The following is a 25,279-nucleotide window of genomic DNA, read 5'->3' as shown; positions in this document are numbered from 1 at the left end:
GGACGACGACGGTGCTGCGTGTTCACCCACCGGCCGACCGTGCGACGCACGACCTGGCTGAAGGCGTGCGTGTCGCGCGTGCCGTTCTCGGCGGCCTCGGTGAGGGCCGCGATGATCTTCGGCTTGACGTCGTCGAACACCCGCTCGTCTTCGGCGAAGCCGCGCGACTGGATCTCGGGCCCGACCACGACACGGCCCGTCGACGCGTCCATGGCGATGAAGACCGAGATGAAGCCCTCTTCGCTCAGGATGCGACGGTCCTTCAGATCGGCGTCGGTGATCTCGCCGACGGTCGAGCCGTCGACGTAGACGTAGCCGATGTCGAGCTGGCCGACGACCTTGGCGACGCCGTCGCGCAGGTCGACGACGATGCCGTCTTCGCCGAGGATGGTGTTCTTCTGCGGCACACCGGTCCGGACCGCCAGCGCCGCGTTGGCGTAGAGGTGGCGGTGCTCGCCGTGGACCGGCATGACGTTCTTCGGCCGCAGGATGTTGTAGCAGTACAGCAGCTCGCCGGCCGAGGCGTGCCCCGAGACGTGCACCTTGGCGTTGCCCTTGTGGACGACCTTGGCCCCGAGCTTCGTGAGGCCGTCGATGACCCGGTAGACCGCGTTCTCGTTGCCGGGGATCAGGCTCGACGCGAGGATGATCGTGTCGTCCGCGCCGATCTCGATCTGGTGCTCGAGGTTCGCCATGCGGGCGAGGACGGCCATCGGCTCGCCCTGCGACCCGGTGCTCATGTAGACGATGCGGTCGTCGGGCAGGTCTTTCGCCTTCTTGGCGTCGATCAGGACGCCGTCCGGCACCTTGAGGTACCCCAGGTCGGCGGCGATGCCCATGTTGCGCACCATCGAGCGCCCCATGAAGGCGACGCGGCGACCGTTGGCGTGGGCCGCGTCGAGCACCTGCTGGACGCGGTGCACGTGGCTCGAGAAGCTCGCGACGACCACGCGGCGGGGAGCACGGCGGATCACGTCGTCGAGCACGGGCCCGATGTCCCGCTCGAGCGCGGTGAACCCGGGCACGTCGGCGTTCGTCGAGTCGGGCAGGAACAGGTCGACGCCCTCTTCCCCGAGGCGGGCGAACGCCCGCAGGTCGGTGATGCGGTCGTCGAGCGGCAGCTGGTCCATCTTGAAGTCGCCGGTGTGCAGCACGGTCCCCGCCGAGGTGCGGATGGCGACCGCGAGGGCGTCCGGGATCGAGTGGTTGACCGCGATGAACTCGAGGTCGTACGGCCCGAGCGACTCACGCCCGCCCTCTTTGACGGCGAGGGTGTAGGGCGTGATGCGGTGCTCTTTGAGCTTCGCCTCGATCAGCGCGAGCGTCAGCTGCGAGCCGATCAGCGGGATGTCCTTGCGGAGGCGCAACAGGTAGGGCACGGCACCGATGTGGTCCTCGTGCCCGTGCGTGAGCACGACGGCCAGGATGTCGTCGAGGCGATCGCGAATGGGCGAGAAGTCGGGCAGGATCAGGTCGACTCCGGGCTGGTGCTCTTCGGGGAAGAGCACGCCGCAGTCGACGATCAGCAGCTTGCCGTCGATCTCGTAGACCGTCATGTTGCGGCCGATCTCGCCGAGGCCGCCGACGGGGATCACGCGGAGCGTGCCCTGGGCGAGTTCTCGGGGAGCGTGGATTGTCGTGGGCATCTGTTCCTTCGGTAGGTGTGGGGCTCGTGCCCCGGTGTGCGGGAGGTCTGCGGCCGACGTCGTCGTCGGCGGGGATCAGGAGGTCAGCGTGTGGTGCCGTGCACCTTGGGCAGCGCACCGCCGGCGGCCGCGTTGCGGTCGGGCCGGAAGCGGCTGAGGTCGAGGCCGGGGATCGACCCGACGTGCGACAGCTCGTCCTCGATCAGGGCGGCCTCGCTGTCTTCCGGGCCGACCAGGGGCAGACGCACCCGGGGGCTCGAGATGCGACCGAGGCCGTGCAGGATGTACTTCGCCGCGACGGTGCCCGGCACGTGCGTCATGACGGCGCGGACGAGGGGCTCGAGCATCTGGTGCGCCTCGGTCGCCGTGTGCAGGTCGCCGGCGTTCACGGCGTCGACGATGGTGCGGTACGGGGCTGCCGCGATGTTCGCGGTGACGCCGATGAGGCCCGAGGCGCCGATGGCGAGGTGCGGCAGCACGTTCGCGTCGTCGCCCGAGAAGTAGAGCAGGTCGGTCTGGTTCAGGACCCGGCTGACCTCGGCGAAGTCGCCCTTGGCGTCCTTCACCGCGACGATGTTGGGGTGCTTGGCGGCCCGGAGCAGGGTCTCGTACTTGATGGGGATGCCGGTGCGGCCGGGGATGTCGTAAAGGATGACCGGCAGGTCCGTCGCATCGGCGATCATGCGGAAGTGCGTCAACACACCGGCCTGCGTGGGCTTGTTGTAGTACGGCGTGACGATCATGACGCCGTCGGCGCCGGCCTTCTCGCTGGCCTTGTAGAGCTGGATGGCGTGCGCGGTCTCGTTCGACCCGCCACCCGTGATGATCTTGGCCCGACCGGCGGCCACCGACTTGCCCACCTCGACGAGACGGAGCTTCTCGGGGTCGGTCAGGGTGCTGGTCTCGCCCGTGGTGCCGGTGACGACGATGCCGTCGGCCCCGGCGGTGATGCAGTCGTCGATGTGTTTCTCGACGGCCGGCCAGTCGACCTCGCCGTCAGCGGTGAACGGCGTCACGAGGGCGACGAGGACCTGACCGAAGGGGTTACTGATGTTCGACACGCCCTCCAGCGTACTGGCTCGCATCGGGCCCGACCTCCCCCGCGCCGCGTCCGACACCCCCGGTCAGGAGGCGCGGGTCGCGTCGGCGAGGACGGCCGTCAGGGGGCGACGCGCCCGTTCGCCCCGAACGCCGCGTAGGTGAGAGGCATGAGCTCGGCCCAGAGGTCTTCCATCTTCTCGGCGCACATCTCGATCTCACGCTGCGGGAAGGACGGGAAGTGGGTGCCCTCGCGCTTGGTCCGCAGGCTGAGGAAGTTCATCAGGGACCGGGCGTTCACGGTCACGTACATCGACGAGTAGATGTTCAGCGGCAGCACGATGCGCGCGACCTCACGGGCGATGCCGGCGTCGAGCATGCGCTGGTAGGCCTCGAACGCCTGGACCGATGCGGCGCGGGTGGTCTCGTCGACCAGGGCGGACTGCTCGGGCGTGCCGGGCAGGAAGTCGTAGGCGCCGGGCTTGCCGACCTGCTGCAGGTTGCGGGTCGGGGCGGGCACGTAGAAGACGGGGTTGAGCTCGCGGTAACGGCCGCTCTCTTCGTTGTAGCTCGCCATGCGGTGACGCATGAACTCGCGGAAGACGAAGATCGGCGCCTGCACGTAGAAGGTCATCGAGTTGTGCTCGAACGGCGAGCCGTGGCGGTCGCGCATCAGGTAGTTGATGAGGCCGGCGCCCTTGGTCGCCTGGGCGCCGTCGGCGGAGGCCTGAGCGCCGTCGAGGGTCAGCTCGCCCATGGTGGAGACCCGGGCCGCGAACAGCACGTCGGAGTCGTGGGCGCTCGAGCGGACCAGCTCGACGGTGACGTCGGAGCGGAACTCGGGGGTCTTGGCGGAGGGCACGGCGGGGGTGGCTTCGGTCTCGGGCACGGCGTCGACTCTACCTCGCAGGACCCTCCCGACGGGAAGCACCTCGGGCACCGGCGGACGCTCCCCCAGCGGGCCGGATTACGGTGTCCCCATGACCGACGCACTCACCGTCCTGATCTCCGGCGCCAGCGGCATGATCGGCACCGAACTCACCCGCCAGCTGCGCGAGGCAGGCCACCGTCCGCTCTCGTTGGTGCGTCACGAACCCCGAGCCGAGGACGAGTACACCTGGGTGCCGAGTGCCGGCATCGTCGACCACGACCTGATCGCCCGCGCGGACGCCGTCGTGAACCTGGCTGGCGCCTCCTTGGGTCGCCTGCCCTGGACGGCCGGGTACAAGCGCGACATCCTCGAGTCGCGCCTGGCCGCGACGTCGACGCTGGTGGACGGAATGGCTGCGGCCTCGACACCCCCCGCGACGTTCCTCAGCGGCTCGGCCGTCGGCGTCTACGGCAACCGTCCGGGCGAACGACTGACCGAGTCGAGCGGCCGGGGTGAGGGATTCCTCAGCGACGTCGTCGTCGCCTGGGAGGCCGCCGCCGAGAAGGCCCCCGAGGCCACACGCGTCGTGACGCTGCGGACCGGCATCGTGATCGGACCCGGAGGAGGCGCGCTCAAGCCCCTGCTGCCGCTCACCAATCTGGGCCTCGGCTCGCGACTGGGCACCGGCGACCAGTTCTGGCCCTGGATCAGCCTGCACGACGAGGCCGCCGCGATCGTGCACCTGCTCACGTCGTCCGTGTCAGGGCCCGTGAACCTGGTCGGACCCACGCCGGCGACGAGTGACCTGATCACGCGGACCCTGGCGGCCGACCTGCACCGCCCCTACCTGCTGGGCGTGCCCGAGGTCGTCATCTCGACCGCCATGCAGGAGGCCGGGCGCGAGATGCTGCTGCCCAGCCAGCAGGTCGTGCCCGAGGCGCTCGAGCGCGACGGTTTCGTGTTCGAGCACCGCACGGTCGAGGACGCACTGACGGCGTTCGTCGACGCGCTCTGACCACTCGACCGACCCGAACCGGCGAGATCAGCCGGCCGTCTCGCGCCGGAGCTTGATGGCCCAGCGCAAGGCTTGTCTGGCCCGGCGGCGGTCGCCGCAGGCGTCGTAGGCCAGGCCGAGCCGGAACCACGAGCGCCAGTCGTCGGGGGCCGCCTCGACGGCCGCCTTGTAGGCCGGGAACGCGGCGTCCGCCGCCTCTCGCTCGTATCGACCGGAGGTGCGGCGCGGCAGGTCGTCGACCGGCAGCGCGCCCTCGTCCGCGAGTTGTCGGACGATCTGCTGCGTGCGGAGACCGAAGCGCAGTTCGACCACGAGGGCGAAGAGCCCCAGGAGGGGAAGGACGAGCAGGGCGACACCGAGCGCGATCGCCACCGGCTCGCCGGTCGACAGGAACAGCACGGCCCGTTGACCGACCAGAACGACGTAGAGCAGCAGGAGCAGCGCCATGAGGAGCGCTGCGGTACGCCCCTTCACGACTCGAGGGGCAGGACGGCGTCGAGGCCCACCACGACTCCGGTGACGCCGGGGGCGGCCTCGATGGCGACGCGGAGCCCCTGCTCGTAGGCACGCTGCGAGAGCGTGTCGTGCGTGAGCGTGAGGGTCTCGCCCTCTCCACCGAAGACGACCTCCTGCTTCGCCACGACGCCGCGCAGACGCATGCTGTGCACCGGCACGCTCGCCACCTGCTGCCCCCTGGCCCGCTGGTCCGCGTGCGGCGCCGACACCGGGCCGAGGTCGCGACGGGCCTCGGCGATGAGTTCGGCCGTGCGGACGGCCGTGCCCGAGGGCGAGTCGACCTTGCCCTGGTGATGGGTCTCGACGATCTCGACGGACTCGTAGAAACGCGCCGCGAGGGTCGCGAACCGTGTCGCGAGGACCGAACCGATCGAGAAGTTCGGCACGACCAGGACGCCGGGACCACCCGCGTCGGCGACGACCGTCGTGAGTCGGGCCAGCCGTTCGGCGTTGTAGCCCGAGGTGCCGACGAGCACCGGGATGCCCGCGCGGACGACGTGTTCGACGATGCCCGGGCTGACGGCCGGGTGCGTGACGTCGATGACGAGGTCGGCCCCGAGGACGTCGTCCAGATCGTCGCGGGACGAGAGACCGGCGTGGAGTTCGAGGCCCGGGGTGCGCTCGACGAGGTCGACGATGAACGAGCCGAGGGTGCCGGTGGCTCCCACCACGGCGATGCGCGAAGTCATGCCGTCCAACCTACCGGGGGCACCCGGGCGGACGGGGGCCGTGCCTCGACCTAGCATGGAGGACATGCCCCGGTTCCGCGAGACGAGCGTCTCCTCCCCCGATGCCGCCGCCCTCCTGACGGAGTACTTCACCGAGCGCGAGAACACCTTCCCCTCGGCACAGGGCAGCTACACGACGAGCCTGCCCGACGCCACGGCCTTCGTGCCCCCGGGCGGCGTGTTCGTCGTCGTCGACGGCGAACCGGTGGGCTCGGACCCCGGCCGGACCGCCGAGCCCTCCGCGTGCGGAGGCATCCGACTCATCGCGCCCTCGGCCTCGGGGGCCGTGCGGTACGAGGTCAAGCACCTCTACGTGCGTCCCACGGGTCGGGGGCAGGGCCTCGGGCGGGCACTGCTCGACGAGCTCGAGCGTCGGGCCTCCGCGTTCGGTGCCAACGAGATCGTGCTCGACACCAACGACAGCCTGGCGGCTGCCGGCGGGCTGTACCGCAGCGCGGGCTACGTGACGATCGAGCCCTACAACGCGAACCCGAACGCTACGACCTGGTACGGCAAGACCGTCCGGGCAGAGACCCCGGACGGCGCCGCCTGACGGTGGGTGGCCCCGGCGGACGACGGGGTCAGAAAGGCTGTTCGACCGGCAGGCCGGTGCGCAGCTCGACCGGCAGGTGACCCAGGTCGTTGTGCGTCACGAGTTCGGGCGGCTTGGCCGATCGCACCCGGATGATCGTCAACCCCGCGTTGGCCTGGTTGACGCCCATCCACCGCCAGTCGGGTGCCCCGAACACCTCGCGGACGAACCAGCCGATCACGAAGTTGTGCGTGATGAGCAGGTCGTGGCGATCCTCTCGGGCAGGGGTGAGCCACTCGGCGACGGCGTCGGCCATCTGGGCCTGCCCGGCCTCGATCTGCTCGTCCGTGACCCCGCCGAAGAAGGGCTTGTAGGACGACGGCATGTCGGGCGTCGGGCCGGACGGCACGCAGTCGAAGAGGAGGGTCGACGGCTGCGACTCGAGTGCCGGCATGCGCTCGGTCATGATGGCGGCCGTCTCTTCGGCGCGCTCGAGCGGCGAGTGCCACGCCGCGTCGAAGGGGACGCCGCCGAGGCGTTCGGCGAGCAGGCGCACCTGGCGCTTGCCCCGTTCACTGAGGGGACCGTCGGGCAGGCCGTGCTCGGCATCTTGCTGTTCGCCGTGCCGGACGAGGTAGAGGTAGTGGGACACCGTCGTCTCCTGGTTCATCGAGGGGTCGATCCCGACGTCGTCGTCGGGACAGGGAAGGACGTCTCGTCGACCTCGCCGACCACGACGGTCGACAGGGGCCCGGAGAGGAGCCGGGCCGCCAACGACCGGACGTCGTCGGAGGTCACGGCCTCGACGCGAGCGAGGGAGGTGTCGAGATCGACGAACTCGCCCGTCGAGATCTCGGCTCGACCGAGGCGGTTCATGCGGGTGTCGCTGTCCTCGAGGGCGAGGGCTGCAGCCCCTCCCAACTGGCCGAGGGCCCGACGACGCTCGTCGTCGGTGATGCCGTCGGTCGCGAGTCCGGCGAGTTCGTCGAGCATGAGGCGGGCCACGTCGCCCGCGTTGGCGGGGGTGCACCCGGCGTAGAGCCCGAACAGACCGGCGTCCGAGTAGCTCGGGGCGAACGAGTAGACCGAGTAGGCGAGGCCACGGCGCTCACGGATCTCTTGGAACAGACGGGACGACATGCCCCCGCCCAGCACCGAGTTCAACACGGCCAACGTGGGACGGCGGTCGTCCCCGACGGAGATGCCCGGCAGGCCCAGCAGGACGGTGGCCTGCTCGAGGGGACGCCGGATCACCTGAAGCGGTTCGCCGGCGACGAGTCCGACGGGCGCGTCGTCGCGACGGGGCACGGGCGACGCCGCGTCGGTGGGCCACCCGGCCCGGTCGAGCGCAGCCGTCAACCGGTCGAGGGCGCGGTCGTGGTCGACGGCACCGGCGATCGACACCACGAGGTCCTGGGGACGGTAGTTCTCGCGGTAGTGCCGGTCGACGTCGTCGCGTGCCGCGGCACGGATGCTCTCGGGTGACCCTCCGATCGGACGCCCGAGCGGATGGTCGCCGAAGACCGACTCGAAGAGCCGTTCACCGGCCATGTCGGCGGGATCGTCGTCCGCCATTGCGAGTTCTTCGAGGATCACCCCGCGCTCGGTCTCGAACTCGGCCGGATCGAGGGTCGACGAGGTCACCATGTCGCTCAGCACGTCGATGGCGTCGTCGAGGTCGACGTCGCGCACCCGGGCGTAGTAGCAGGTGTACTCCTTGGCGGTCGCAGCGTTGTGCTCGCCGCCCACCGACTCGAACGACACCGCGATGTCGAGGGCCGAGCGGGTCGGCGTGCCTTTGAAGAGGAGGTGCTCGAGGAAGTGCGTCGACCCCCGTTCGGCGTCGGACTCGTCGCGGGAACCGACCGCCACCCACAGGCCGATGGTCGTACTGCGAGCCCCGGGCATGCGCTCGCTGAGCACGCGGACGCCGGAGGGCAGCACGGTGCGCCTCACGAGCGCGTCACCCGTGGCGCGGAAGGAGATCTCGACCTCGTCGAGTGGGAAGGAGACAGGGCCGTTCATCACGTCGAGCCTAGGCGACCTGCCCTGCAGTCGTCCGTGAGCGGCTCGGAACGGCTGGCACCCGAATTGGGGGACGATCTTGGGGACAAACAGACGACTCTGTTTGTCCTCATCGGTGTTAGAGTCGATCCACCGACGACGACCACATCCCCCCTGATGGTCGCGTCGGCGGCTGGTCGGACGTCGTCAGAAGGTCCGGAGCGCGCGTCCCCCACGCGGCTTCAAGCCGAGACGTCCCAAGGAGCCACGCTGTGACGGTCGATTCCCCCCAACCGGCCGTCCAGCGTCTCCCTGGTCGCCCTCGCGCCGACTCCCCCGTCCCCGGCGCTCGGGCCCGCGTCCTCACGACCGCCGACCGCCTCTTCTACGACGAGGGCGTCCGCGTCGTGGGCGTCGACCGTCTCATCGCCGAGTCCTCGGTGACCAAGGCCACGTTCTACAAGCACTTCGGCGCGAAGGACACGCTCGTGCTCGAGTACCTCGCCGGTCGCCACGACCTCGAGGCAGCCGAGTTGTCGGCCCTGGTCGAGGCCCACGACGGGGGCCGCGCGACCCTCGAGGCCTACCTCGACGCGGTCGTCGCCCGGCTCCAGGCCGTGTCGTTCCGCGGCTCGGCCTTCGCCAACGCGGCCTCGGAGTTCAGCGACCCGACCCACCCCGTGCGCCTCGCCATCGCCGAGCACCGCGAGTGGCTGACGGGCGAGATGGTCTCCCTCTTCAAGGCGGCGGGCCACCCCCTGCCGGGCGATGCTGCCGACGATCTGGTCCTCGCCCTCGACGGCGCCCAGGTGGGCGCCTACGCCGGCGACGCCATCGCGGCGGCAGCAGCGCTGCGCCGCACGGCGGAGCGCCTTTTCACCCCCTAGGCCACCGGCCGACCACATCGGGCGCCTGCGTGGCCGCGGTCGCTGTCGGCGGGCACCCGCAGGGCCCGGGCCCCGGTCGACCGCGTCACCTGACGGTCAGGCGGAAGCGCGGTCGAGGTCGAGCACCTGGTTGCGCGTGAGCTGGACCCGAGCGGCCTGTGCGAGCTCGTAGACCTGCTTGGCGTTCGTCGCACTCGCGACCGGTGCCACGACGTTCGGCTTGGCCAGCAGCCAGGCGAGCGCGATGGCCGCACTCGAGACCTCGTGGACGGACGCGATGCGATCGAGCTCGTGGACGACCTTGAGCCCTCTCTTGGAGAGGTACTTCGCGAGCACGCGTCGACGAGGACTGTGCGCCACGTCGGAACGGGAACGGTACTTGCCGGTGAGGAAACCGCTCGCGAGGGCGAAGCGCGGCATCACGGCGAGACGCTGCTGCGAGGCGACGTGCGCCAGGCCCTTCTCGTACTCGGTCCGGTCGAGGAGGTTGTACTGGTTCTGCAGGGCCACCATCGGGGCGATGCCGAGCATCCCCGCCGCGATGCGGGCCTCGTAGAGGCGGTTGCCCGAGTGGTGGGAACCACCGAACCATCGGACCTTGCCCACCCGGATGAGGTGGTCGACGGCCAGCAGCGTGCGCTCGAAGGCCACCTCGGTGTCGTCCACGTGCAGGTAGAGCAGGTCGATGCGATCGGTGCCGAGCCGCTCGAGGGAGGCGTCGACGGCTCGCTCGATCGCCCGCGGGGTCAACCCGGGGTTGTCGGCGCTCTTGCCCACCTTGGTGGAGACGACCATGTCGTCACGGGATCGGCGGGAGCGCATCCACGACCCGATCATGATCTCGCTGCGGCCTCCTGCGTAGGAGTCGGCCGTGTCGACGAAGTTGCCGCCGAGGTCGAAGTAGGCGTCGAGCACGGAGGTCGTCTCGGCCTGGTCGGCCGTCCAGCCGAAGACGTTGCCACCGAGGGCCAAGGGGAAGACCTTGAGGTCGGAGAGACCGAGACGCCGGCGCGGCTGGATGATGCCGAGATCGACCGGAACGGTGGGCTGGGCGGCCGAGGCCCGAGCCGCGGCAGCCGCGACGGCAGCAGCGGCAGCGAAGTCGGACGTGGCTGAACGGGCGAGCTCGGCCGTCGTCTCGGTCACGCCGTCCCCTTCTCATCGCGAACCCCCGATGCGACTCTGTGCGATCGCATGGGGTATGGTTCGCCCTCCGCCATCAAGAATACGACCACACGCCCCGTTTCCGCCGCCGCCGCACCCAATCGTTACGCCGTGTCGCCGCCCCGGTCCGGGGGACGCGCCTCCTGGTCGGACCACAGCCGAGAGCGCTGCACCGACGGCGAAGGGCCCGCCCCGACCGAGGTCGGAACGGGCCCTTCGTGGCGTGCTGACTACGCGTCGACGGACTCGTCGGTCGACTGCTCGGTCGCTCCGCTCGAGTCGGTGTCGGCCTCGTCGGCCACGACCGGGGCGAGCGAGAGCTTGCCGCGGTCGTCGATCTTGGTGATCTCGACGAGGATCTTCTGGCCGACGCCGAGGACGTCCTCGACGTTCTCGACACGCTTGCCGCCGGCGAGCTTGCGGACCTCGCTGATGTGCAGCAGGCCGTCCTTGCCGGGGAGGAGCGAGACGAACGCACCGAACGACGCGATCTTGACGACCGTCCCGAGGAACTGCTCGCCGATCTCGGGGTTGGTCGGGTTGGCGATCGCGTTGACCTGGGCACGGGCGGCCTCGGCCGACGGACCGTCGACGGCACCGATGTAGACGGTTCCGTCTTCTTCGATGCTGATGTCGGCGCCGGTCTCGTCCTGGATGGCGTTGATCGTCTTGCCCTTGGGGCCGATCAGCTCGCCGATCTTGTCCTGCGGGATCTGGACCGAGATCACGCGGGGCGCGGTCGGGGCCATCTCGTCGGGGGCGTCGATCGCCGAGTTGAGCACGCCGAGGATCGCGGTACGAGCCTCTTTCGCCTGCTTGAGGGCGGCATCGAGCACGGCGGTCGGCAGACCGTCGAGCTTGGTGTCGAGCTGGATCGCCGTGACGAACTCGCTCGTGCCGGCCACCTTGAAGTCCATGTCGCCCAGGGCGTCTTCGGCTCCGAGGATGTCGGTCAGGGCCGCGTAGCGGGTCTGACCGTCGACCGTGTCGGAGACGAGGCCCATGGCGATGCCGGCGACCGGAGCCTTGAGGGGCACACCGGCGTTGAGCAGCGACAGGGTCGACGCGCAGACCGAGCCCATCGACGTCGAGCCGTTGGAGCCGAGGGCCTCGGACACCTGACGGATGGCGTAGGGGAACTCTTCGCGGCTGGGCAGCACCGGGACGAGGGCGCGCTCGGCGAGGAAGCCGTGCCCGATCTCGCGACGCTTCGGCGAACCCACGCGGCCGGTCTCACCGGTCGAGTAGGGCGGGAAGTTGTAGTGGTGCAGGTAGCGCTTCTTGGTGACCGGGCTCAGCGAGTCGATCTGCTGCTCCATCTTGAGCATGTTCAGCGTGGTGACGCCCATGATCTGGGTCTCGCCGCGCTGGAAGATGGCGGAGCCGTGGACGCGCGGGATGACCTGGACCTCGGCGTCGAGCGGACGGATGTCGGCGAGGCCGCGGCCGTCCATGCGGATCTGCTCGGTGAGGATGCGGTCGCGGACGACCTTCTTCGTGGCCGACTTGTAGGCGGCACCGACCTGCCCGAGGGCCGTGTCGGGCAGCTCGCCCGCGTCGACCTTGGCGGCGACGGCGTCCTTGACGCGCGACTTGAGGGCGTCGTCGGCGTCCTGGCGCTCGATCTTGCCGGCGATCTTGTAGACCTCGGCGAGCTCGGTGCCGGCCGCGGCCGTGACGGCCTCGAGCACCTCGTCGGTGTAGGGGAGGAAGACCGGGTAGTCGGCGATCTCTTTCGCGGCCTGGGCGGCCATCGTGGCCTGGGCGTCGACGAGCTGCTTGAGGAAGGGCTTGGCGGCCTCGAGGCCCTGGGCCACGATGGCCTCGTCGGGCTTCGTGGCGCCGCCCTGGATGAGACCCCAGGCGTGCTCGGTGGCCTCGGCCTCGACCATCATGATCGCGACGTCCTCGTTGCCGGCGGCGTCGGTGACGACACGGCCCGCGACGGTCAGGTCGAAGACGGCGTCGGCGAGCTGGCTGGCCTTGGGGAAGGCGACCCACTGGTCACCGATCAGGGCGAGACGCACACCGGCGATCGGCCCGGAGAACGGCAGACCCGAGATCTGGGTGGAGGCGCTGGCCGCGTTGATCGCGAGAGCGTCGTAGAACTCGTCGGGAGCGATGCTCAGGACCGTGATGACGACCTGGACCTCGTTGCGCAGACCCTCGACGAACGAGGGACGCAGCGGCCGGTCGATGAGGCGGCAGACCAGGATGGCCTCGGTCGAGGGGCGACCCTCGCGACGGAAGAACGAGCCGGGGATCTTGCCCGCGGCGTACGAACGCTCTTCGACGTCGATGGTGAGCGGGAAGAAGTCGAAGTTGTCCTTCGGCTTCTTGCTGGCGCTCGTGGCCGACAGAAGCATGGTGTCTTCGTCGAGGTAGGCAGCGACGGCTCCCTGAGCCTGCTGGGCGAGACGACCGGTCTCGAATCGGATGGTGCGCTTGCCGAACTTGCCGTTGTCGAGGACGGCTTCGCCGAACTTGATCTCTGGACCCTCCATGTGGGGGCTACTCCTCTTTGTTTTGCATCGAGGCCCCGTGTGGGCATCGATGTGTACCGGGAGCGGGCGGCGTGGACGGCATGGCGACATGCACGTGCAACAACGCGACGGAGGCGGTGGCACGTCTGGCCAACAGTAGAAACGGTCGGACCCCGCACCCGACCGGGACGCTCGGCGTCGGTCGGGGCATTCCGCCTGTCACCACCGGTGACCAGCAGCCGTACCGGCCTGCTCCGAGGGCGATGGTAGCACTCGCACCCTTCCGGCTGGGGTGCGGACGGCGGGTGTCGCCCGGACGGGGAGGCGCGGTGCCGGGGGGACGGCGTTAGGGTCGTCTGCATGCGTGCTCACGACAGGTCCGGCCGGGATCGTCGCGCGAGCCGTCTCGCGGTGGCGACCGGCGCCTCCTTGGCTCTCGTCCTGACGACGCTCGTGGCACCGTCCGCCGCGTCCGCCGCGGGGTACCCGACCTGGGCTCAGGTCGAGGCCGCGAAGGGGAACGCTGCGGCGACCCAGGCGCAGGTCGACCTGATCGACGCGTCGCTGGACAGCCTCGAGAAGGCCGCGTCCGACCGCAGCGACGAGGCCGTGCTCGCCGACCAGGCCAACGCCACGGCGCAGGCCGACCTCGCGGCCGCCGCGCAACGGGCGGACGAGCTCGCCGCGGACGCCGACCGTGCGCGGGCCACCGCCGACACCGCGAAGCAGGAGGCCGGCCAGCTGGCCGGCAGCCTGTTCCGCACCGGCGGCACGCAGACCATGGGCACCGACCTCTTCACGTCGCCCGACCCCGGGGCCGCCCTCTACCAGCTGGGCTCGCTGACGCAGCTCGGCGACCGGTGGCAGACGGTGCTGGCCGATGCGACCACGGCGAGCAACACGGTGTCCTCGCTCAGCCAGCAGGCGACGACCGCGGCCGATCGCCGCGACGCCCTCGCCCGCGACGCGCAGGCCACGGCCGACCAGGCCAGCGCGGCGCAGGCGACCGCGGACACCGAGGTCGCCGACGCCACCCGGCGGTCGGCCGACCTCTACGCCCAGCTCGCCGCGCTCAAGGACTCGACTGCCGAGCTCGAACAGCAGTACCGGACCGGGGTCGCGGCGCAGCAGGCGTTCGCAGCTCAACAGGCGGCGGCAAAGACCCAGGCCGCCTCGGGAGCGAAGGCGCCGTCGGGCTCGTCGGGAGGCGGCGGCGCATCGTCAGGAGGCGGCGCATCGTCCGGAGGCACGGCACCCGGCACGGGCGGCGGAGGTTCGGGCGGCGGAGGTTCGGGCGGCGGCGGCACGGCTCCCCCGGTCGGTGCCGTCAACGATCCGGCCGGTGCGAAGGCCTACGCCGCCACGAAGGTCGGCAGCGGAGCCGAGTACACCTGCCTCGTGCAGCTGTGGAACAAGGAGTCCGGCTGGCGCACGAACGCGTCCAACCCGTCCAGCGGGGCCTACGGCATCCCCCAGTCGCTGCCGGGCAACAAGATGGCCTCGTTCGGGCTGGACTGGCAGACGAACTACCGAACCCAGGTCAATTGGGGCATCTCGTACATCCAGAGCAGTTACGGCACCATGTGCGCCGCGTGGGCGCACTCGGTCGCGAACAACTGGTACTGAGGAGTCGGACCCGGCCGCCGGGCGCAACGTCCGTCTTGCCCGGGGACGAGAGAACGGCCCCCTCGGGCTGCAGCCGGAGCTGCGTGCCGAGAGGGCCGTCGTCGAGACGTTCGGAGCGCGAAGACTAGCGGCGCAGGCCGAGACGACCGATGAGCGTACGGTAGCGCTCGATGTCGACCTTGGACAGGTAACCCAGGAGGCGACGGCGCTGGCCGACGAGCAGCAGCAGACCACGACGCGAGTGGTGGTCGTGCTTGTGCTCTTTGAGGTGCTCGGTGAGGTCGAGGATGCGCTGCGTCATCACGGCGACCTGGACCTCGGGGGATCCGGTGTCGCCGGGGTGGGTCGCGTATTCTTCGATGATCCGGGTCTTGACGTCAGGTGCGAGTGCCATTGATGGATCCCCTTTCAGTTCGTTGCGCGGTGCTCGTCACCGGATGTGCGAGCTCTCTTTCTCCGCGGCCGTTCAGACGGCAACCTGAGGAGCCTACCAGACGGGCGACGCCGCTCTCTGTCGCGGTCGGCTCCGACCCCGACGCCGACGGGGCAACACGAGTCCGACGAACGCCGCACCGATCGCCGCCCCGAGGGTGTTCATCACGAGGTCCTGCGGGTCGGAGAAGCGCGTCGCCGACAGGTACGTCGCCTGGACGGTCTCGATGCCCACCGTCGCGGCGAAGCCCACCACGATGCCGACCCACCAGAACCGCTTGGGCACCAGCAGCGCGGGGAACATGCCCATCGGCACGAACATCGCCACGTTCGCGGCGGCCTCGACCCGGGCGAAGGTGATCCACGACGTCTCGTCGTGCCGGGCGAAGACGTCGAGCGCCCGCCAGAGCAGCGCACTCGTGTTCGCGTCGTAGACGCTCGGGCGCAGGGTCATCCAGGCCACCCCGGCCAGGTAGACGAGGGTGAGCAGGAGCAGGACGGCGCGACGCATCCCCCCATGGTGCGGCACCGCCCCGTGGGAGAAGGCCGGGAACGGGCGAAGATCAGCCTGGAGGACGACCCGCCCCGGGGGCGACCGCGGCAGGGCCGAGGAGGCGCGGTGTCCGACCGCGCGCACCGCGCCTCCTAGGCTCGTCGCGTGGACAGACTCACCGACCTCTGGGCCCGGATCAGCCAGCTCGCCGCCCCGCTGCCCGGCTCGTGGCTGCTCGGCAGCGTCGCCGCCGGCCTGCTGCTGGTGCTGCTGCCGGGCACCTGGCACACCGTCCGGCACGCCGTCACCGTCGTGCACGAGGGTGGACACGGGCTCGCCGCGGTGCTGACCGGGCGGCGACTGACGGGCATCCGGCTGCACTCGGACACCTCGGGCCTGACCGTGTCGAAGGGGCCGCGGACCGGGCCGGGCATGATCATCACGCTCCTCGCCGGCTACACCGCCCCCTCGATCGCCGCTCTGGGCGCCGCCTGGCTGCTGTCGGGGGGCTACGCGGCCGGACTGCTCTGGGCGCTGCTGCTGCTGCTCGCGCTGATGCTCGTGCAGATCCGCAACTGGTTCGGACTGTGGGTCGTGTTGCTCGGCGCCGCGCTGGTCGTCGTCGTGACGTTCTTCGCCTCGCCGACCTGGCAGGCCGTGTTCGGGCTCGTCGTCACCTCGGTGCTGGGCTTCGGGGCGCTGCGCGCGTCGCTCGAACTGCAGCGCAGCCGGAGCCGCTCGCGGTCGACCGCATCGGACGCCGACCAGCTCGCCGGGCTCACCCGCGTGCCGGGCGTCGTGTGGGTCACGGTGTTCGTGCTCGTGGCGCTGGGCTGCCTGCTCGGCGGGGCCGGGCTGCTCTTCCCCGGGGCGCTCGAGGCCGCGCGCTCGTTCGCCTGAGGCCGGTCGGCACCCGGCACCCGGCGCGAGGCGTCAGGTGCGAGGCGTCGGGTGCGAGGCGCCGGGCGTCAGGCGCGAGGCGTCAGGCGGGCGCGGACGAGAGGGCGTGCACCGGGACGTGGCCCTCGAGGCGGGCCCGGCCGCCGAGACCGTCGAGCTCGAGCAGCACGGCGACGCCGGCCACGACGTAGCCCGCCCGTTCGAGCAGGGTGACGGTGGCCTCGACCGTGCCGCCGGTCGCGAGCACGTCGTCGACGATCAGGACGCTCGACCCCGCGGGGATCTGGTTCGGACGCAGTTCGAGCGTGGCCTCGCCGTACTCGAGGGCGTAGCTCTCGCTGAGCACCTCGCCGGGCAGCTTGCCCGCCTTGCGCACCGTGAGCACCCCGACGCCCTGCTCGATCGCGATGGCCCCGGCGAGAGCGAAGCCCCGCGCCTCGATGCCGGCGACCGCGACGAACCCGCCGTCGAACGGCTCGGAGAGCGCCGTGGTCACCGTGGCGAAGGCGTCGGCGTCGGAGAAGAGCGGGGTGACGTCGCGGAAGAGGATGCCGGGCTTGGGGAAGTCGGGGACGACGGCGATCTTGCTGTCGACGAACGAGGAGGCATCGGTGACGGTCATGCCGTCAACGGTAGCCGGACGGAGGGCGTCCCCTGCCCTCGCGGCACCGGTCGTCAGACCGGCGACGCGCGACCGACCGGTACGTCACGATCGTGTCAACGGCCGGTCCGATGTCGGAGGCCCGTGGAAGAGTGCACGCATGTCGCGGTTCATCGTCCCCCCGTACCTGCTCGCCCACCTCGCCGAGGCCGACTCGCCCCGCCTGCACCGGGCGCCGCAGGCCGCGCGCAACGGCCTGCTCGCGATGGAGGCCGTCGACCGCAACGCGACTCCCCCGGTGGTGCAGGGGGCACTCGGCGGCGAGGCCGTGCTCGAGCGCACGATCTTCGACGCGCAGGGCACCGAGGAGTTGCCGGGCCTGCGCGTGCGCGGCGAGGGCGAACCCGCCACCGACGACGTCGCCGCCACCGAGGCGTACGACGCGCTCGGCGCCACCTACGCCCTGTTCCGCGAGGTGTACGGGCGGTCGTCGATCGACGGCGCCGGGCTGCCCCTCGACGCGACCGTCCACTACGGCCAGGACTACGACAACGCCTTCTGGAACGGCGAGCGCATGGTGTTCGGCGACGGCGACGGCGAGGTGTTCGAGCGCTTCACGGCATCGGTCAGCGTCATCGGGCACGAACTCACCCACGGCGTGACCCAGTACACCGCGAACCTCACCTACCAGGGGCAGTCGGGTGCGCTCAACGAGTCGGTCAGCGACGTGTTCGGGGCGCTCGTCGAGCAGCACCTGTTCGGCCAGACCGCCGACAAGGCGACCTGGCTCATCGGCGAAGGGCTCTTCACCCCCGAGGTGCAGGGTCGGGCGCTGCGGTCGATGAAGGCCCCGGGCACCGCGTACGACGACGACGTCCTCGGGAAGGACCCGCAACCCGGCCACCTGGACGACTACGTCGAGACCACCGACGACAACGGCGGGGTGCACCTCAACTCGGGCATCCCCAACCGCGCCTTCTACCTGGTCGCCGAGGCCATCGGGGGCGAGGCCTGGTCGCGCGCCGGTCAGGTCTGGTACGACACGCTCACCGGCGGCACCCTCTCGACCGAGGCCACCTTCGCCCAGTTCGCGGCGGCGACCGTCGAGGCGGCCACGGCACGATACGGAGCGGATTCCGACGAGACCCGGGCGACCACGGCCGGGTGGGAGGGCGTCGGGGTCACCCCGGCGGCCTGAGGACGCTCGTCGCGAGACCCTGCTGCCCCGGACGCCGCGGGGGTAGCATCGCGCCCATGAAGGTCACCGTGTCGCGCTCCGGTGGTTTCGCCGGCCTCACCCGCAGCTGGTCGGTCGACGTCGACTCCGAGCCCGACACCGAGTCGTGGCTCGTCCTCATCGACCAGGTGCCCTGGTCGCAGGCCCCGGCGTCCGCCCAGGCGGTGCAACCCGATCGCTTCGTGTGGGTCATCACGGCCGAGACCCGCCCGACCCGCAAGGCCAAGCTGCCCGAGCAGCAGGTCACCGGGCCGTGGCGCGAGCTCGTGGACCGTGTCCGCAGCACCTCCGAGGCCGAGGCGAAGACCGGTCCGACGCGATGAGCGACCGGACGCGCCGACCTCGCCGACCTCGCCGACGACTCTCGGGCGAGGTGCTGGCCGGGCTGCTCGCCCTCGTCGTCCTCGTGGCGGGCGGGGTCGGTGTGGCCGTGGTGCAGAGCGGCAACCCGCTGAACGTCCGCGGGGCCGCCACCGCGCCTCCTTGGGGTCGCCCGGCGACCGACCAGCTCGAGACCCGGGCGGCCGCCGCCGGCCTCGAGAACGTCTGGGGCCAGGACCTCGCCATGCACGTGCACACGCACCTCTCGATCACCGTCGACGGGCAGGCGGTCACCGTGCCCGGTGACATCGGGCACGACTCCGACGCGAAGTTCGCCGCCGAGATCCACACGCACGACACGAGCGGCATCGTGCACGTCGAGTCGCCCACGCGCGAGACGTTCGTCCTGGGGCAGCTCTTCAGCGAGTGGGACGTCGCACTCGACGGACAGGGCGTGGGGTCGCTCGGGCACGACGACGGACTCGAGCTGCACACCTTCGTCGGGGGCAGCCCCTACACGGCCGATCCGGCCGGCATCCCGCTGCGGGACTTCGAGCGCATCGACCTCGTGCTCGCGCCGATCGGCGAGACGGTCACCGCGCCTCCGGCCTTCGCCTGGCCTGCCGACTACCGCTGAGCCGCGCCGGACGCTCAGCGCAGGTCGTCGGAGCCCGCCGACGAGGTCAGGGCCAGCGGACCGGGACGGGGAGGCGCGTGGTCGTCGGCTCGGACGGCCCGCCCGGTGCCAACAGCTCGAGCAGTCGACCGGCCGCGACCCGCCCCAGGTGCTCGCCGTCGACGTCGATCGCCGGGACCCCCACCAGCCCGAGGGCGTCGACGACCATGCGTTCCGAGCTGACCGTGACGGAACGTTCGCGGTGCTCGTCGGCCCGGAGGACGAACATCAGGCCGAGCCCGATCGCCGTGGCGTAGGGAACGACGGCCGTCGCCCCGGAGGCGAGGACGTCGTCGCTCGCCCGGACCCCGGCCTCGAAGGTGGACGGGTAGGGCCCCAGCACCGTGAGCTCGGCCCGGCCGGCGGCGGCCTCGACCACCGCGGCCGTGCGCTGGACGTTCTGCCACGAGCCGTCGGGCCCGCCGAGGTAGGCGACGCGCTCGTGCCCCTCGGCGACGAAGCGCGACACGAGCGAACCGAACGCGGTCGCCGTGTCGGCCACGACCGACGACACCCCGGCCACCTCGCGGTCGACGAGCACGGTCGGCTTGTGGCCCGTCGCGGCCCGCACGACGTCGTCGGCCCCCCGCGGGGCCACGACGATGAACCCGTCGACCTGGTGTGACAGCCGCTCGAACGCGGCCAGCTCGCCCGCCTCGGCCAACGGGTGGACCGCGACCGTCAGCTGCAGGTCGGCCTCGCCCGCCGCGGCCTGGGCCCCGGCGATGATCGGCGTGAAGAACGCGTTGTCGAGGGTCGGCACGACGAGGGCGACGACGCCCGTCCGCCCACGGGCCAACTGGCGAGCCGCACGGTTGGGCACGAAGCCGAGCTTCGCGGCGGCGGCGAGCACACGACCGGCCGTGTCGGGCGACACCAACTCGGGGCGGCTCAGAACCCGCGAGGCGGTCGCCTTCGAGACACCCGCGAGCGTCGCCACGTCCGCCAGCGTCGCGAGCCGCCCTGCCCCAGTCATGCCCCCACCCTAGAGCCTCGCTGAAACCGGTCCCGCGCGACGTCCTGACGCTTGTAACAAGCTGTTTACACGGCAGGACCGGCGCGAGCGATCCACGCCCTTAGGGTCGATGTAACCGGTTTCACCCGACGTGGAGCCGACATCCCCCCTGAGGCAGAACCCATCGGAGGAAACCCGTGACGTCCCGCAAACCCGCGCTGCTGTTGCTGCTGCCGGGCCTCGCCTTCCTGCTGATCGGTTTCGCGGTGCCGTCGCTCGCGATGCTCTTCGCCCCGCCCGGCGTGACCGCCGGCGAGATCGTCGGCCGCCTCGGCCAGATGCTCACCGATCCCTTCGACCTGCGCATCATCGGACGCACCGTCGGGCTCGGCCTCGTCGTGACCGTGATCTGCGTGGCCCTCGGCTTCCCCATCGCCTACCTGCTCGCCCGCTCGACCTCGCGCTGGTCGGGCGTCCTGCTCGCCCTGGCGATCTTCCCGCTGCTGCTCAGCAACGTCGTCCGCACCTTCGGGTGGCTCGTGGTGCTCGGGAAGAACGGCGCCATCGGTCAACTGCTCACGACGCTCGGCCTGGTCGACGAGGCCCCGCAGCTGCTCTACACCGAGCTGGCGATCGTGCTGGGCCTGACGCAGTTGTTCCTGCCGCTCGCGATCATCTCGTGCTACTCGGCGGTGGCCCAGGTCGACCCGGGCCTCGACGACGCCGCCCGCGGGCTCGGCGCGAGCCGCACCCGCACCTTCTGGAGCATCGTCGTCCCCCTCTCGCTGCCCGGCGTCGTCGTCGCCGCGACCCTCGTCTTCGCCGGCTCGGTCACCGCCTACACGACCCCGTACCTCCTCGGCGGCTCGGGCCAGCGCATGCTCGCCACGCAGCTCTTCTCGTACTCGAGCGTGACGATCGACTGGGCCGGGGCCTCGGCCACCGCCCTGATCATGACCGTGCTGGTCTTCGTCGTGTCGGGTCTGTCGTCCCTCGTCGCCCGGAAGGGAGCCACCTCGTGACCACCCGCCGCCCGATCGCCGGCACGCTCGCCGTCGCCGGCTACGTCGTGATGATCGTCCCGATCCTGTTCGTCGTCGCCACCGCGTTCACGAGCGAACGCACCCTGCGCTTCCCGCCCCAGGGGTTCTCGCTGCGCTGGTTCGAGGCCGCGCTCGGCTACGACCCGTTCACCCAGGCCTTCGTCTCGAGCCTCCAGCTCGCCCTGATCGCCACGGTGCTCGCCCTGCTCGTCGGCATCCCCGCGACGCTGGCGATCCATCGAGGCAGGTTGCCGGGCAAAGGGCTCGTCGAGGCGCTGTTCCTGTCGCCGCTGATCGTCCCCGAGCTCGTGGTGGGGCTCGCGCTCTACCAGCAGCTCGTCATCGGGTTCCGGCTCGACAACTTCCCCGTGCTGTTGATCGGGCACACCGTCTTGATGCTGCCCTACGCGGTCCGGGTGACCGGCGCCTCCCTGGCCCTGGCCGACCCCGCCCTCGAGGAGGCCGCCCGCGGGCTCGGCGCCTCGCCCCTCCGGGCCTTCTTCACGGTGACCCTGCCCCTGTTGCGCCCCGGCATCTTCTCGGCGGCGCTGCTCAGCTTCGTCACCTCGTTCAACAACGTCCCCTTGTCGCTGCTGCTGCAGAGCCGCGACTTCCGCACCCTGCCCGTCACGATGCTCGACTACGTGCAGCAGAGCTACGACCCCATGGTCGCGGCGATGGCCACGCTCATCCTCGCGGGGACCGTCGTCATCGCCGTCATCGCCGAACGCACCCTCGGCTTCGCCAAGATCTTCGGAGGCATCAACAGATGAGCACCGCAGCAGAATTCGTCGCCGTCAGCCAGGTCTTCGGGGACTTCACCGCCGTCGACTCGATCGACCTGTCCATCGCCGAGGGCAAGCTCACCACGCTGCTCGGCCCGAGCGGCTGCGGCAAGACGACGAGCCTGCGCATGCTCGCCGGCTACGCCGCCCCGACGTCGGGCACGATCCGCATCGCCGGCGTCGACAGCACGCGCACGCCGCCCGAGAAGCGCGACCTGGGCATGGTGTTCCAGTCGTACGCGCTCTTCCCGCACCTCAGCGTCGCCGACAACGTCGGCTACGGCCTGAAGCTGCGCGGCGTCGACACCGCCGAGCGCCGCCGTCGCGTGATGGAGACCCTCGACCTGGTCGGTCTGGCCCACCTCGCCGGCAGCAAGCCGAAGAAGCTCTCGGGCGGCCAACAACAACGCGTCGCCCTGGCCCGCGCCATCGCCATCCGCCCGAAGCTGCTGCTGCTCGACGAGCCGCTGTCGAACCTCGATGCTCGCCTGCGCGTACAGATGCGCGCCGAGATCCGCCGCATCCAGGGAGAGACGGGCCTCACCGTCGTGCTCGTCACGCACGACCAGGACGAAGCACTCGAGATGAGCGACGACATGGTGCTCATGCGCGCCGGGCGGATCATGCAGCAGGGTTCGCCGCAGCACGTGTTCCCGAACCCGGCGAACCGCTTCGTCGCCGACTTCCTCGGCTACGAGAACTTCGTCACGGCAACCGACGGCACCCTGCTCGCGATCCGCCCCGAGCACCTCGGGGTCACGCCCGAGACCTCCGCAGGAGGCGCGGCGCACGACGGCCTGCACCTCGCCGGGGTCGTCAGCGACGTCGCGTACCGCGGGGTCGACCTGCTCGTCACCGTGCACGCCGTCGACGCCGCGGGGGCGGAGGTGCGACTGCTGTCGGACGTCCGCAGCACGGGCTCCGAGACGGTCGCGATCGGCGACCGGGTGACCGTCACGGCGCCGGCCTCGCGGCTCGTGGCACTCGCCGACTGATCCGCCCGGTGCGCGGAGCCGCGCGCGCCTCCTCGTGACCCGCCTCCACCGGGCCCACCCACCCGCGTTCCACACCGCCCGGTCTCGCCGAGACCGCCCCGAAAGGACACGATGATGACCCCCACCCTCCGCACCCGCCTGGCGATCGTCGCCGGCGTCGCCGCGACGACCCTCGTGCTCGCCGGCTGCTCGGCCGACGGCGGCGGCGAGCCCGACGCCGACACGATCACCGTGAGCACGTTCCCGTTCGGCGTCGAGGAGTTCCAGGAAGCCGTCATCGACCCGTTCACCGAGAAGACCGGCATCGAGGTCGTCGTCGACACCGGCTCGAACTCGGACCGCCTGTCGCAGCTGCAGGTCGCGGGCGGGCAGCCCGACGTCGACGTCATGCTGATCTCGGACTACTACGCGGCCCTCGGCCAGGAGGACGACCTCTTCCAGCAGGTGGACGCCTCGGCCGTGCCGTCGCTCGACGAGATCGCCGACTTCGCGAAAGAGGACTCCTACCTCGGCCCGGCCTACAGCTACCAGCTCAACGGCACGATGTACTCCACCGACGAACTGACCGCCGACGAGGCCGCGCAGTGGAGCCTCTACGGCGAGAAGGGCGTCTCGGGCAAGGTCGCCCTGCCGGACATCTCCGTGACGGCCGGCCAGCTGATGGTCTCGGGCGTCGCCGACGAGTACGGCGACGGCCCCTACGACATCGACGCGGCCCTCGACCAGCTCGGCGAGTGGGCCCCCGGCGTGCTGCAGTTCTACAGCTCGTCCACCGAGGTGACCAACCTGCTGACGCAGGGCGAGATCGTCGCCGCCGACTCGCTGAGCGGATTCGCGACCGACCCCGTCGAGTCCGGCGAGCCGATCGCCTGGACGGCGCCGGCCACGGGCCGCTACATGGCCACCAACCGCGCGATGATCCCGACCGGTGCCGAGAACGTCGACGGCGCGAACCAGTTCGTCGACTACCTGCTCTCGGTCGAGGCGCAGACCTCGTCCGCCGAGATCGTCGGCGACCTGCCCGTCAACCCGGGCGCCACGGTGCCCGACACGATCGAGGCCGTCGTGGGTGACATCGCCGCCGACCCGGTCGCCGCGGGCTACTCGACCCTCGACCCGACCGAACTCGTCCCCACCCGCTCGGACTGGGTCGACCGCTTCGCCCGTGAGGTGACCTCGCGCTGATGAGCACCACCCTGCCCCCGGCCTACCTGGACCGCATGCCCAAGGTCGACCTGCACTGCCACCTGATCGGCACCGTCCGGGCGAGCACCTTCGCCGAGCTCGCCCGCCGCGAGGGGCTCGAGCTGCCCGACGAGCCCGAGCGGATCTTCGCCGACATCAACTCGCTGCCGCCCGACCCGGCGCTCTACCGCGACACGCGCATCCCCGTGCCGCAGGGGCGCAGCGCCGACGAGCCCGAGGTGTCGTACTCGCTGTTCCAGGCGTCGAACTGGGTCGTCGAGGTGTTGCGCGACGCGGACGACCTCACGCGGATCGTCTACGAGGCCTTCGAGGAGGCGCACCGCACCAGCGGGACCCGTCACCTCGAGCTGTTCTTCGACGCCGTGCCGCCACACCTCGAGTCGCTCGGCTACGCCGGGTCCGTCGAGGCGTACGCCGAGGGCATCCGGATGGCGGAGCGCGACTTCGGCATGACCGGCCGGATGATCCAGGGCATCGACCGCAGCAAGTCGGGCGAGCACGCGCTCGCCCTCGTGCAGCAGGTCGTCGACCACCCTCACGAGTACGTCGCGGGCATCGGCCTCGACAACCTCGAGACCTCGGGCCCGCCCGAGCGGTTCGTGGACGCCTACCGTCTCGCCGGCGAGGCCGGGCTCGGCCGCACAGCCCACTCGTCCGAGCACTCCCCCACGGCGGTCAACACGATCACCTGCCTCGACCAGCTCGGCTGCGACCGCATCGACCACGGGTACTACGTGCTCGAGGACGACGAGGTCGTCGCGCGCGTGCGCGACGAGCAGGTGGCGTTCACCGTCGTGTCGACGACCTCGCGACGGTCGTGGCGTCCCTGGCGCCGCGCCTCCATCGAGGCCATGCTCGACGCGGGCCTGAACGTCGTGCCCGCGTCCGACGACCCGGGGATGTTCCCGACGAGCCTCGCCGCCGAGTACCGCATCGTGCACGAGCAGATCGGGGCCACCGCCGACCAGGTGCGCTCGATGGCCTACGCCGGCGTCGACGCCAGCTGGCTGCCCGGCGCCGAGAAGGAGGCGCTGCGGGCGCGGTTCGACCGCGAGCTGGCGGCCCTCGACCTCGAGTTCGGGGTGGCCGGGGTCTGATGCCGGCTCGGGGCGAGCCGCTGCGGGG

26 protein-coding genes are annotated in these 25,279 nt (G+C 71.0%); 13 read left to right on the top strand and 13 right to left on the bottom strand.

Going from position 1 to position 25,279, the window contains the following annotated elements; all coding sequences use genetic code 11:
* The 3 genes from BIV04_RS15130 to thyX all read right to left on the bottom strand — a co-directional run.
* Positions 1–1,646 (bottom strand): ribonuclease J (locus BIV04_RS15130; protein ID WP_071257381.1); only part of this gene is annotated, 1,646 nt, incomplete at its 3' end.
* Between the two features lie 83 nt (positions 1,647–1,729).
* Positions 1,730–2,731, bottom strand: coding sequence for a 4-hydroxy-tetrahydrodipicolinate synthase (gene dapA, locus BIV04_RS15125; RefSeq protein WP_369825330.1), 1,002 nt, complete (start codon positions 2,729–2,731; stop codon positions 1,730–1,732).
* A gap of 74 nt (positions 2,732–2,805) precedes the next feature.
* Positions 2,806–3,573, bottom strand: coding sequence for an FAD-dependent thymidylate synthase (gene thyX, locus BIV04_RS15120; RefSeq protein ID WP_255364322.1), 768 nt, complete (start codon positions 3,571–3,573; stop codon positions 2,806–2,808).
* Between the two features lie 91 nt (positions 3,574–3,664).
* Between thyX and BIV04_RS15115 the strand changes: the two genes are divergently transcribed.
* On the top strand, positions 3,665–4,570 hold the full coding sequence (locus tag BIV04_RS15115; RefSeq protein WP_071257283.1) for a TIGR01777 family oxidoreductase: 906 nt from the start codon (positions 3,665–3,667) through the stop codon (positions 4,568–4,570).
* Positions 4,571–4,597: 27 nt separating this feature from the next.
* Here BIV04_RS15115 and BIV04_RS15110 read toward each other — a convergent pair whose 3' ends face one another.
* Together BIV04_RS15110 and dapB are read right to left on the bottom strand one after the other, a co-directional pair.
* Entirely contained in the window at positions 4,598–5,017 is a 420-nt protein-coding gene (locus BIV04_RS15110; protein WP_071257279.1) for a tetratricopeptide repeat protein, read from the bottom strand.
* A gap of 23 nt (positions 5,018–5,040) precedes the next feature.
* A complete protein-coding gene (gene dapB, locus BIV04_RS15105) occupies positions 5,041–5,775 on the bottom strand; it encodes a 4-hydroxy-tetrahydrodipicolinate reductase (RefSeq protein WP_071257276.1) in 735 nt (244 codons plus the stop codon).
* 64 nt (positions 5,776–5,839) lie between these two features.
* Here dapB and BIV04_RS15100 point away from each other — a divergent pair, with 64 nt between their 5' ends.
* On the top strand, positions 5,840–6,367 hold the full coding sequence (locus BIV04_RS15100; protein WP_071257377.1) for a GNAT family N-acetyltransferase: 528 nt from the start codon (positions 5,840–5,842) through the stop codon (positions 6,365–6,367).
* Positions 6,368–6,395: 28 nt separating this feature from the next.
* Here the strand turns inward: BIV04_RS15100 and BIV04_RS15095 are convergent, their stop codons facing one another.
* Positions 6,396–6,998, bottom strand: a complete 603-nt coding sequence (locus BIV04_RS15095; protein ID WP_071257375.1) for a histidine phosphatase family protein — start codon at positions 6,996–6,998, stop codon at positions 6,396–6,398.
* A gap of 14 nt (positions 6,999–7,012) precedes the next feature.
* Positions 7,013–8,371, bottom strand: coding sequence for a pitrilysin family protein (locus tag BIV04_RS15090; RefSeq protein ID WP_071257270.1), 1,359 nt, complete (start codon positions 8,369–8,371; stop codon positions 7,013–7,015).
* 251 nt (positions 8,372–8,622) lie between these two features.
* Here BIV04_RS15090 and BIV04_RS15085 point away from each other — a divergent pair, with 251 nt between their 5' ends.
* Positions 8,623–9,237 carry a TetR/AcrR family transcriptional regulator gene (locus BIV04_RS15085; RefSeq protein WP_071257268.1) on the top strand — a complete coding sequence of 205 codons (615 nt, stop codon included), beginning with the start codon at positions 8,623–8,625 and terminating at the stop codon, positions 9,235–9,237.
* A gap of 96 nt (positions 9,238–9,333) precedes the next feature.
* Here the strand turns inward: BIV04_RS15085 and BIV04_RS15080 are convergent, their stop codons facing one another.
* Together BIV04_RS15080 and BIV04_RS15075 are read right to left on the bottom strand one after the other, a co-directional pair.
* Positions 9,334–10,383 carry an aldo/keto reductase gene (locus BIV04_RS15080; protein WP_255364321.1) on the bottom strand — a complete coding sequence of 350 codons (1,050 nt, stop codon included), beginning with the start codon at positions 10,381–10,383 and terminating at the stop codon, positions 9,334–9,336.
* 248 nt (positions 10,384–10,631) lie between these two features.
* Positions 10,632–12,905 (bottom strand): polyribonucleotide nucleotidyltransferase, encoded by a 2,274-nt coding sequence (locus tag BIV04_RS15075; protein ID WP_055973488.1) that lies wholly within the window; start codon positions 12,903–12,905, stop codon positions 10,632–10,634.
* A gap of 339 nt (positions 12,906–13,244) precedes the next feature.
* On the opposite strand from BIV04_RS15075, the gene BIV04_RS15070 reads away from it, so the two are divergent.
* Positions 13,245–14,510 carry a hypothetical protein gene (locus BIV04_RS15070; protein WP_143048734.1) on the top strand — a complete coding sequence of 422 codons (1,266 nt, stop codon included), beginning with the start codon at positions 13,245–13,247 and terminating at the stop codon, positions 14,508–14,510.
* Between the two features lie 124 nt (positions 14,511–14,634).
* On the opposite strand, the gene rpsO is transcribed toward BIV04_RS15070, so the two are convergent.
* Positions 14,635–14,904 (bottom strand): 30S ribosomal protein S15, encoded by a 270-nt coding sequence (gene rpsO / locus BIV04_RS15065; RefSeq protein ID WP_043596660.1) that lies wholly within the window; start codon positions 14,902–14,904, stop codon positions 14,635–14,637.
* 93 nt (positions 14,905–14,997) lie between these two features.
* Positions 14,998–15,453, bottom strand: coding sequence for a VanZ family protein (locus tag BIV04_RS15060; protein ID WP_071257263.1), 456 nt, complete (start codon positions 15,451–15,453; stop codon positions 14,998–15,000).
* 147 nt (positions 15,454–15,600) lie between these two features.
* On the opposite strand from BIV04_RS15060, the gene BIV04_RS15055 reads away from it, so the two are divergent.
* Positions 15,601–16,335: a M50 family metallopeptidase gene (locus BIV04_RS15055; RefSeq protein ID WP_071257260.1), complete on the top strand. Its 735-nt coding sequence runs from the start codon at positions 15,601–15,603 to the stop codon at positions 16,333–16,335.
* An 82-nt stretch (positions 16,336–16,417) separates the two neighbouring features.
* On the opposite strand, the gene BIV04_RS15050 is transcribed toward BIV04_RS15055, so the two are convergent.
* Positions 16,418–16,957 carry an adenine phosphoribosyltransferase gene (locus BIV04_RS15050; protein WP_054147222.1) on the bottom strand — a complete coding sequence of 180 codons (540 nt, stop codon included), beginning with the start codon at positions 16,955–16,957 and terminating at the stop codon, positions 16,418–16,420.
* A 139-nt stretch (positions 16,958–17,096) separates the two neighbouring features.
* Between BIV04_RS15050 and BIV04_RS15045 the strand changes: the two genes are divergently transcribed.
* The 3 genes from BIV04_RS15045 to BIV04_RS15035 are packed head-to-tail and all read left to right on the top strand — an operon-like array spanning position 17,097 to position 19,131.
* Positions 17,097–18,134 (top strand): M4 family metallopeptidase, encoded by a 1,038-nt coding sequence (locus BIV04_RS15045; RefSeq protein WP_071257258.1) that lies wholly within the window; start codon positions 17,097–17,099, stop codon positions 18,132–18,134.
* 56 nt (positions 18,135–18,190) lie between these two features.
* The gene (locus BIV04_RS15040; RefSeq protein ID WP_055973501.1) at positions 18,191–18,496 is read left to right on the top strand and encodes a protealysin inhibitor emfourin; all 306 of its coding nucleotides are present in this window, start codon (positions 18,191–18,193) and stop codon (positions 18,494–18,496) included.
* On the top strand, positions 18,493–19,131 hold the full coding sequence (locus BIV04_RS15035) for a hypothetical protein (RefSeq protein WP_071257257.1): 639 nt from the start codon (positions 18,493–18,495) through the stop codon (positions 19,129–19,131). Before BIV04_RS15040 ends, BIV04_RS15035 begins: the two co-directional genes overlap by 4 nt.
* Before the next feature lie 46 nt (positions 19,132–19,177).
* On the opposite strand, the gene BIV04_RS15030 is transcribed toward BIV04_RS15035, so the two are convergent.
* Positions 19,178–20,146, bottom strand: coding sequence for a LacI family DNA-binding transcriptional regulator (locus BIV04_RS15030; RefSeq protein WP_071257255.1), 969 nt, complete (start codon positions 20,144–20,146; stop codon positions 19,178–19,180).
* A 176-nt stretch (positions 20,147–20,322) separates the two neighbouring features.
* Here BIV04_RS15030 and BIV04_RS15025 point away from each other — a divergent pair, with 176 nt between their 5' ends.
* The 5 genes from BIV04_RS15025 (at position 20,323) to BIV04_RS15005 (ending at position 25,251) form a co-directional block, all read left to right on the top strand.
* Complete coding sequence (locus tag BIV04_RS15025; RefSeq protein ID WP_071257252.1) at positions 20,323–21,147, top strand: ABC transporter permease; 825 nt, start codon at positions 20,323–20,325, stop codon at positions 21,145–21,147.
* Positions 21,144–21,941 carry an ABC transporter permease gene (locus BIV04_RS15020; RefSeq protein WP_255364320.1) on the top strand — a complete coding sequence of 266 codons (798 nt, stop codon included), beginning with the start codon at positions 21,144–21,146 and terminating at the stop codon, positions 21,939–21,941. Before BIV04_RS15025 ends, BIV04_RS15020 begins: the two co-directional genes overlap by 4 nt.
* Complete coding sequence (locus BIV04_RS15015; protein ID WP_071257250.1) at positions 21,938–22,948, top strand: ABC transporter ATP-binding protein; 1,011 nt, start codon at positions 21,938–21,940, stop codon at positions 22,946–22,948. The genes BIV04_RS15020 and BIV04_RS15015 overlap by 4 nt, the downstream gene beginning before the upstream one ends.
* Before the next feature lie 114 nt (positions 22,949–23,062).
* Entirely contained in the window at positions 23,063–24,133 is a 1,071-nt protein-coding gene (locus BIV04_RS15010; RefSeq protein WP_255364319.1) for an extracellular solute-binding protein, read from the top strand.
* Positions 24,133–25,251 (top strand): hypothetical protein, encoded by a 1,119-nt coding sequence (locus tag BIV04_RS15005; RefSeq protein WP_255364318.1) that lies wholly within the window; start codon positions 24,133–24,135, stop codon positions 25,249–25,251. Before BIV04_RS15010 ends, BIV04_RS15005 begins: the two co-directional genes overlap by 1 nt.
* Positions 25,252–25,279: the final 28 nt, after the last annotated feature.

The organism is Frigoribacterium sp. MCBA15_019, assembly GCF_001864945.1.
GTDB lineage: Bacteria > Actinomycetota > Actinomycetes > Actinomycetales > Microbacteriaceae > Frigoribacterium.
Note: the sequence above shows the minus strand (reverse complement) of the source record. Positions and strands in the feature narration are given on the sequence as shown.

Excerpts from the sequence above, each read along its gene's own strand:
- dapA (WP_369825330.1), bottom strand. The coding sequence starts at position 2,731 with ATGCGAGCCAGTACGCTGGAGGGCGTGTCGAACATCAGTAACCCCTTC.
- BIV04_RS15115 (WP_071257283.1), top strand. The coding sequence starts at position 3,665 with ATGACCGACGCACTCACCGTCCTGATCTCCGGCGCCAGCGGCATGATC.
- BIV04_RS15110 (WP_071257279.1), bottom strand. The coding sequence starts at position 5,017 with ATGGCGCTGCTCCTGCTGCTCTACGTCGTTCTGGTCGGTCAACGGGCC.
- dapB (WP_071257276.1), bottom strand. The coding sequence starts at position 5,775 with ATGACTTCGCGCATCGCCGTGGTGGGAGCCACCGGCACCCTCGGCTCG.
- BIV04_RS15100 (WP_071257377.1), top strand. The coding sequence starts at position 5,840 with ATGCCCCGGTTCCGCGAGACGAGCGTCTCCTCCCCCGATGCCGCCGCC.
- BIV04_RS15090 (WP_071257270.1), bottom strand. The coding sequence starts at position 8,371 with ATGAACGGCCCTGTCTCCTTCCCACTCGACGAGGTCGAGATCTCCTTC.
- BIV04_RS15075 (WP_055973488.1), bottom strand. The coding sequence starts at position 12,905 with ATGGAGGGTCCAGAGATCAAGTTCGGCGAAGCCGTCCTCGACAACGGC.
- BIV04_RS15070 (WP_143048734.1), top strand. The coding sequence starts at position 13,245 with ATGCGTGCTCACGACAGGTCCGGCCGGGATCGTCGCGCGAGCCGTCTC.
- rpsO (WP_043596660.1), bottom strand. The coding sequence starts at position 14,904 with ATGGCACTCGCACCTGACGTCAAGACCCGGATCATCGAAGAATACGCG.
- BIV04_RS15060 (WP_071257263.1), bottom strand. The coding sequence starts at position 15,453 with ATGCGTCGCGCCGTCCTGCTCCTGCTCACCCTCGTCTACCTGGCCGGG.
- BIV04_RS15050 (WP_054147222.1), bottom strand. The coding sequence starts at position 16,957 with ATGACCGTCACCGATGCCTCCTCGTTCGTCGACAGCAAGATCGCCGTC.
- BIV04_RS15045 (WP_071257258.1), top strand. The coding sequence starts at position 17,097 with ATGTCGCGGTTCATCGTCCCCCCGTACCTGCTCGCCCACCTCGCCGAG.
- BIV04_RS15040 (WP_055973501.1), top strand. The coding sequence starts at position 18,191 with ATGAAGGTCACCGTGTCGCGCTCCGGTGGTTTCGCCGGCCTCACCCGC.
- BIV04_RS15035 (WP_071257257.1), top strand. The coding sequence starts at position 18,493 with ATGAGCGACCGGACGCGCCGACCTCGCCGACCTCGCCGACGACTCTCG.
- BIV04_RS15030 (WP_071257255.1), bottom strand. The coding sequence starts at position 20,146 with ATGACTGGGGCAGGGCGGCTCGCGACGCTGGCGGACGTGGCGACGCTC.
- BIV04_RS15015 (WP_071257250.1), top strand. The coding sequence starts at position 21,938 with ATGAGCACCGCAGCAGAATTCGTCGCCGTCAGCCAGGTCTTCGGGGAC.
- BIV04_RS15010 (WP_255364319.1), top strand. The coding sequence starts at position 23,063 with ATGACCCCCACCCTCCGCACCCGCCTGGCGATCGTCGCCGGCGTCGCC.
- BIV04_RS15005 (WP_255364318.1), top strand. The coding sequence starts at position 24,133 with ATGAGCACCACCCTGCCCCCGGCCTACCTGGACCGCATGCCCAAGGTC.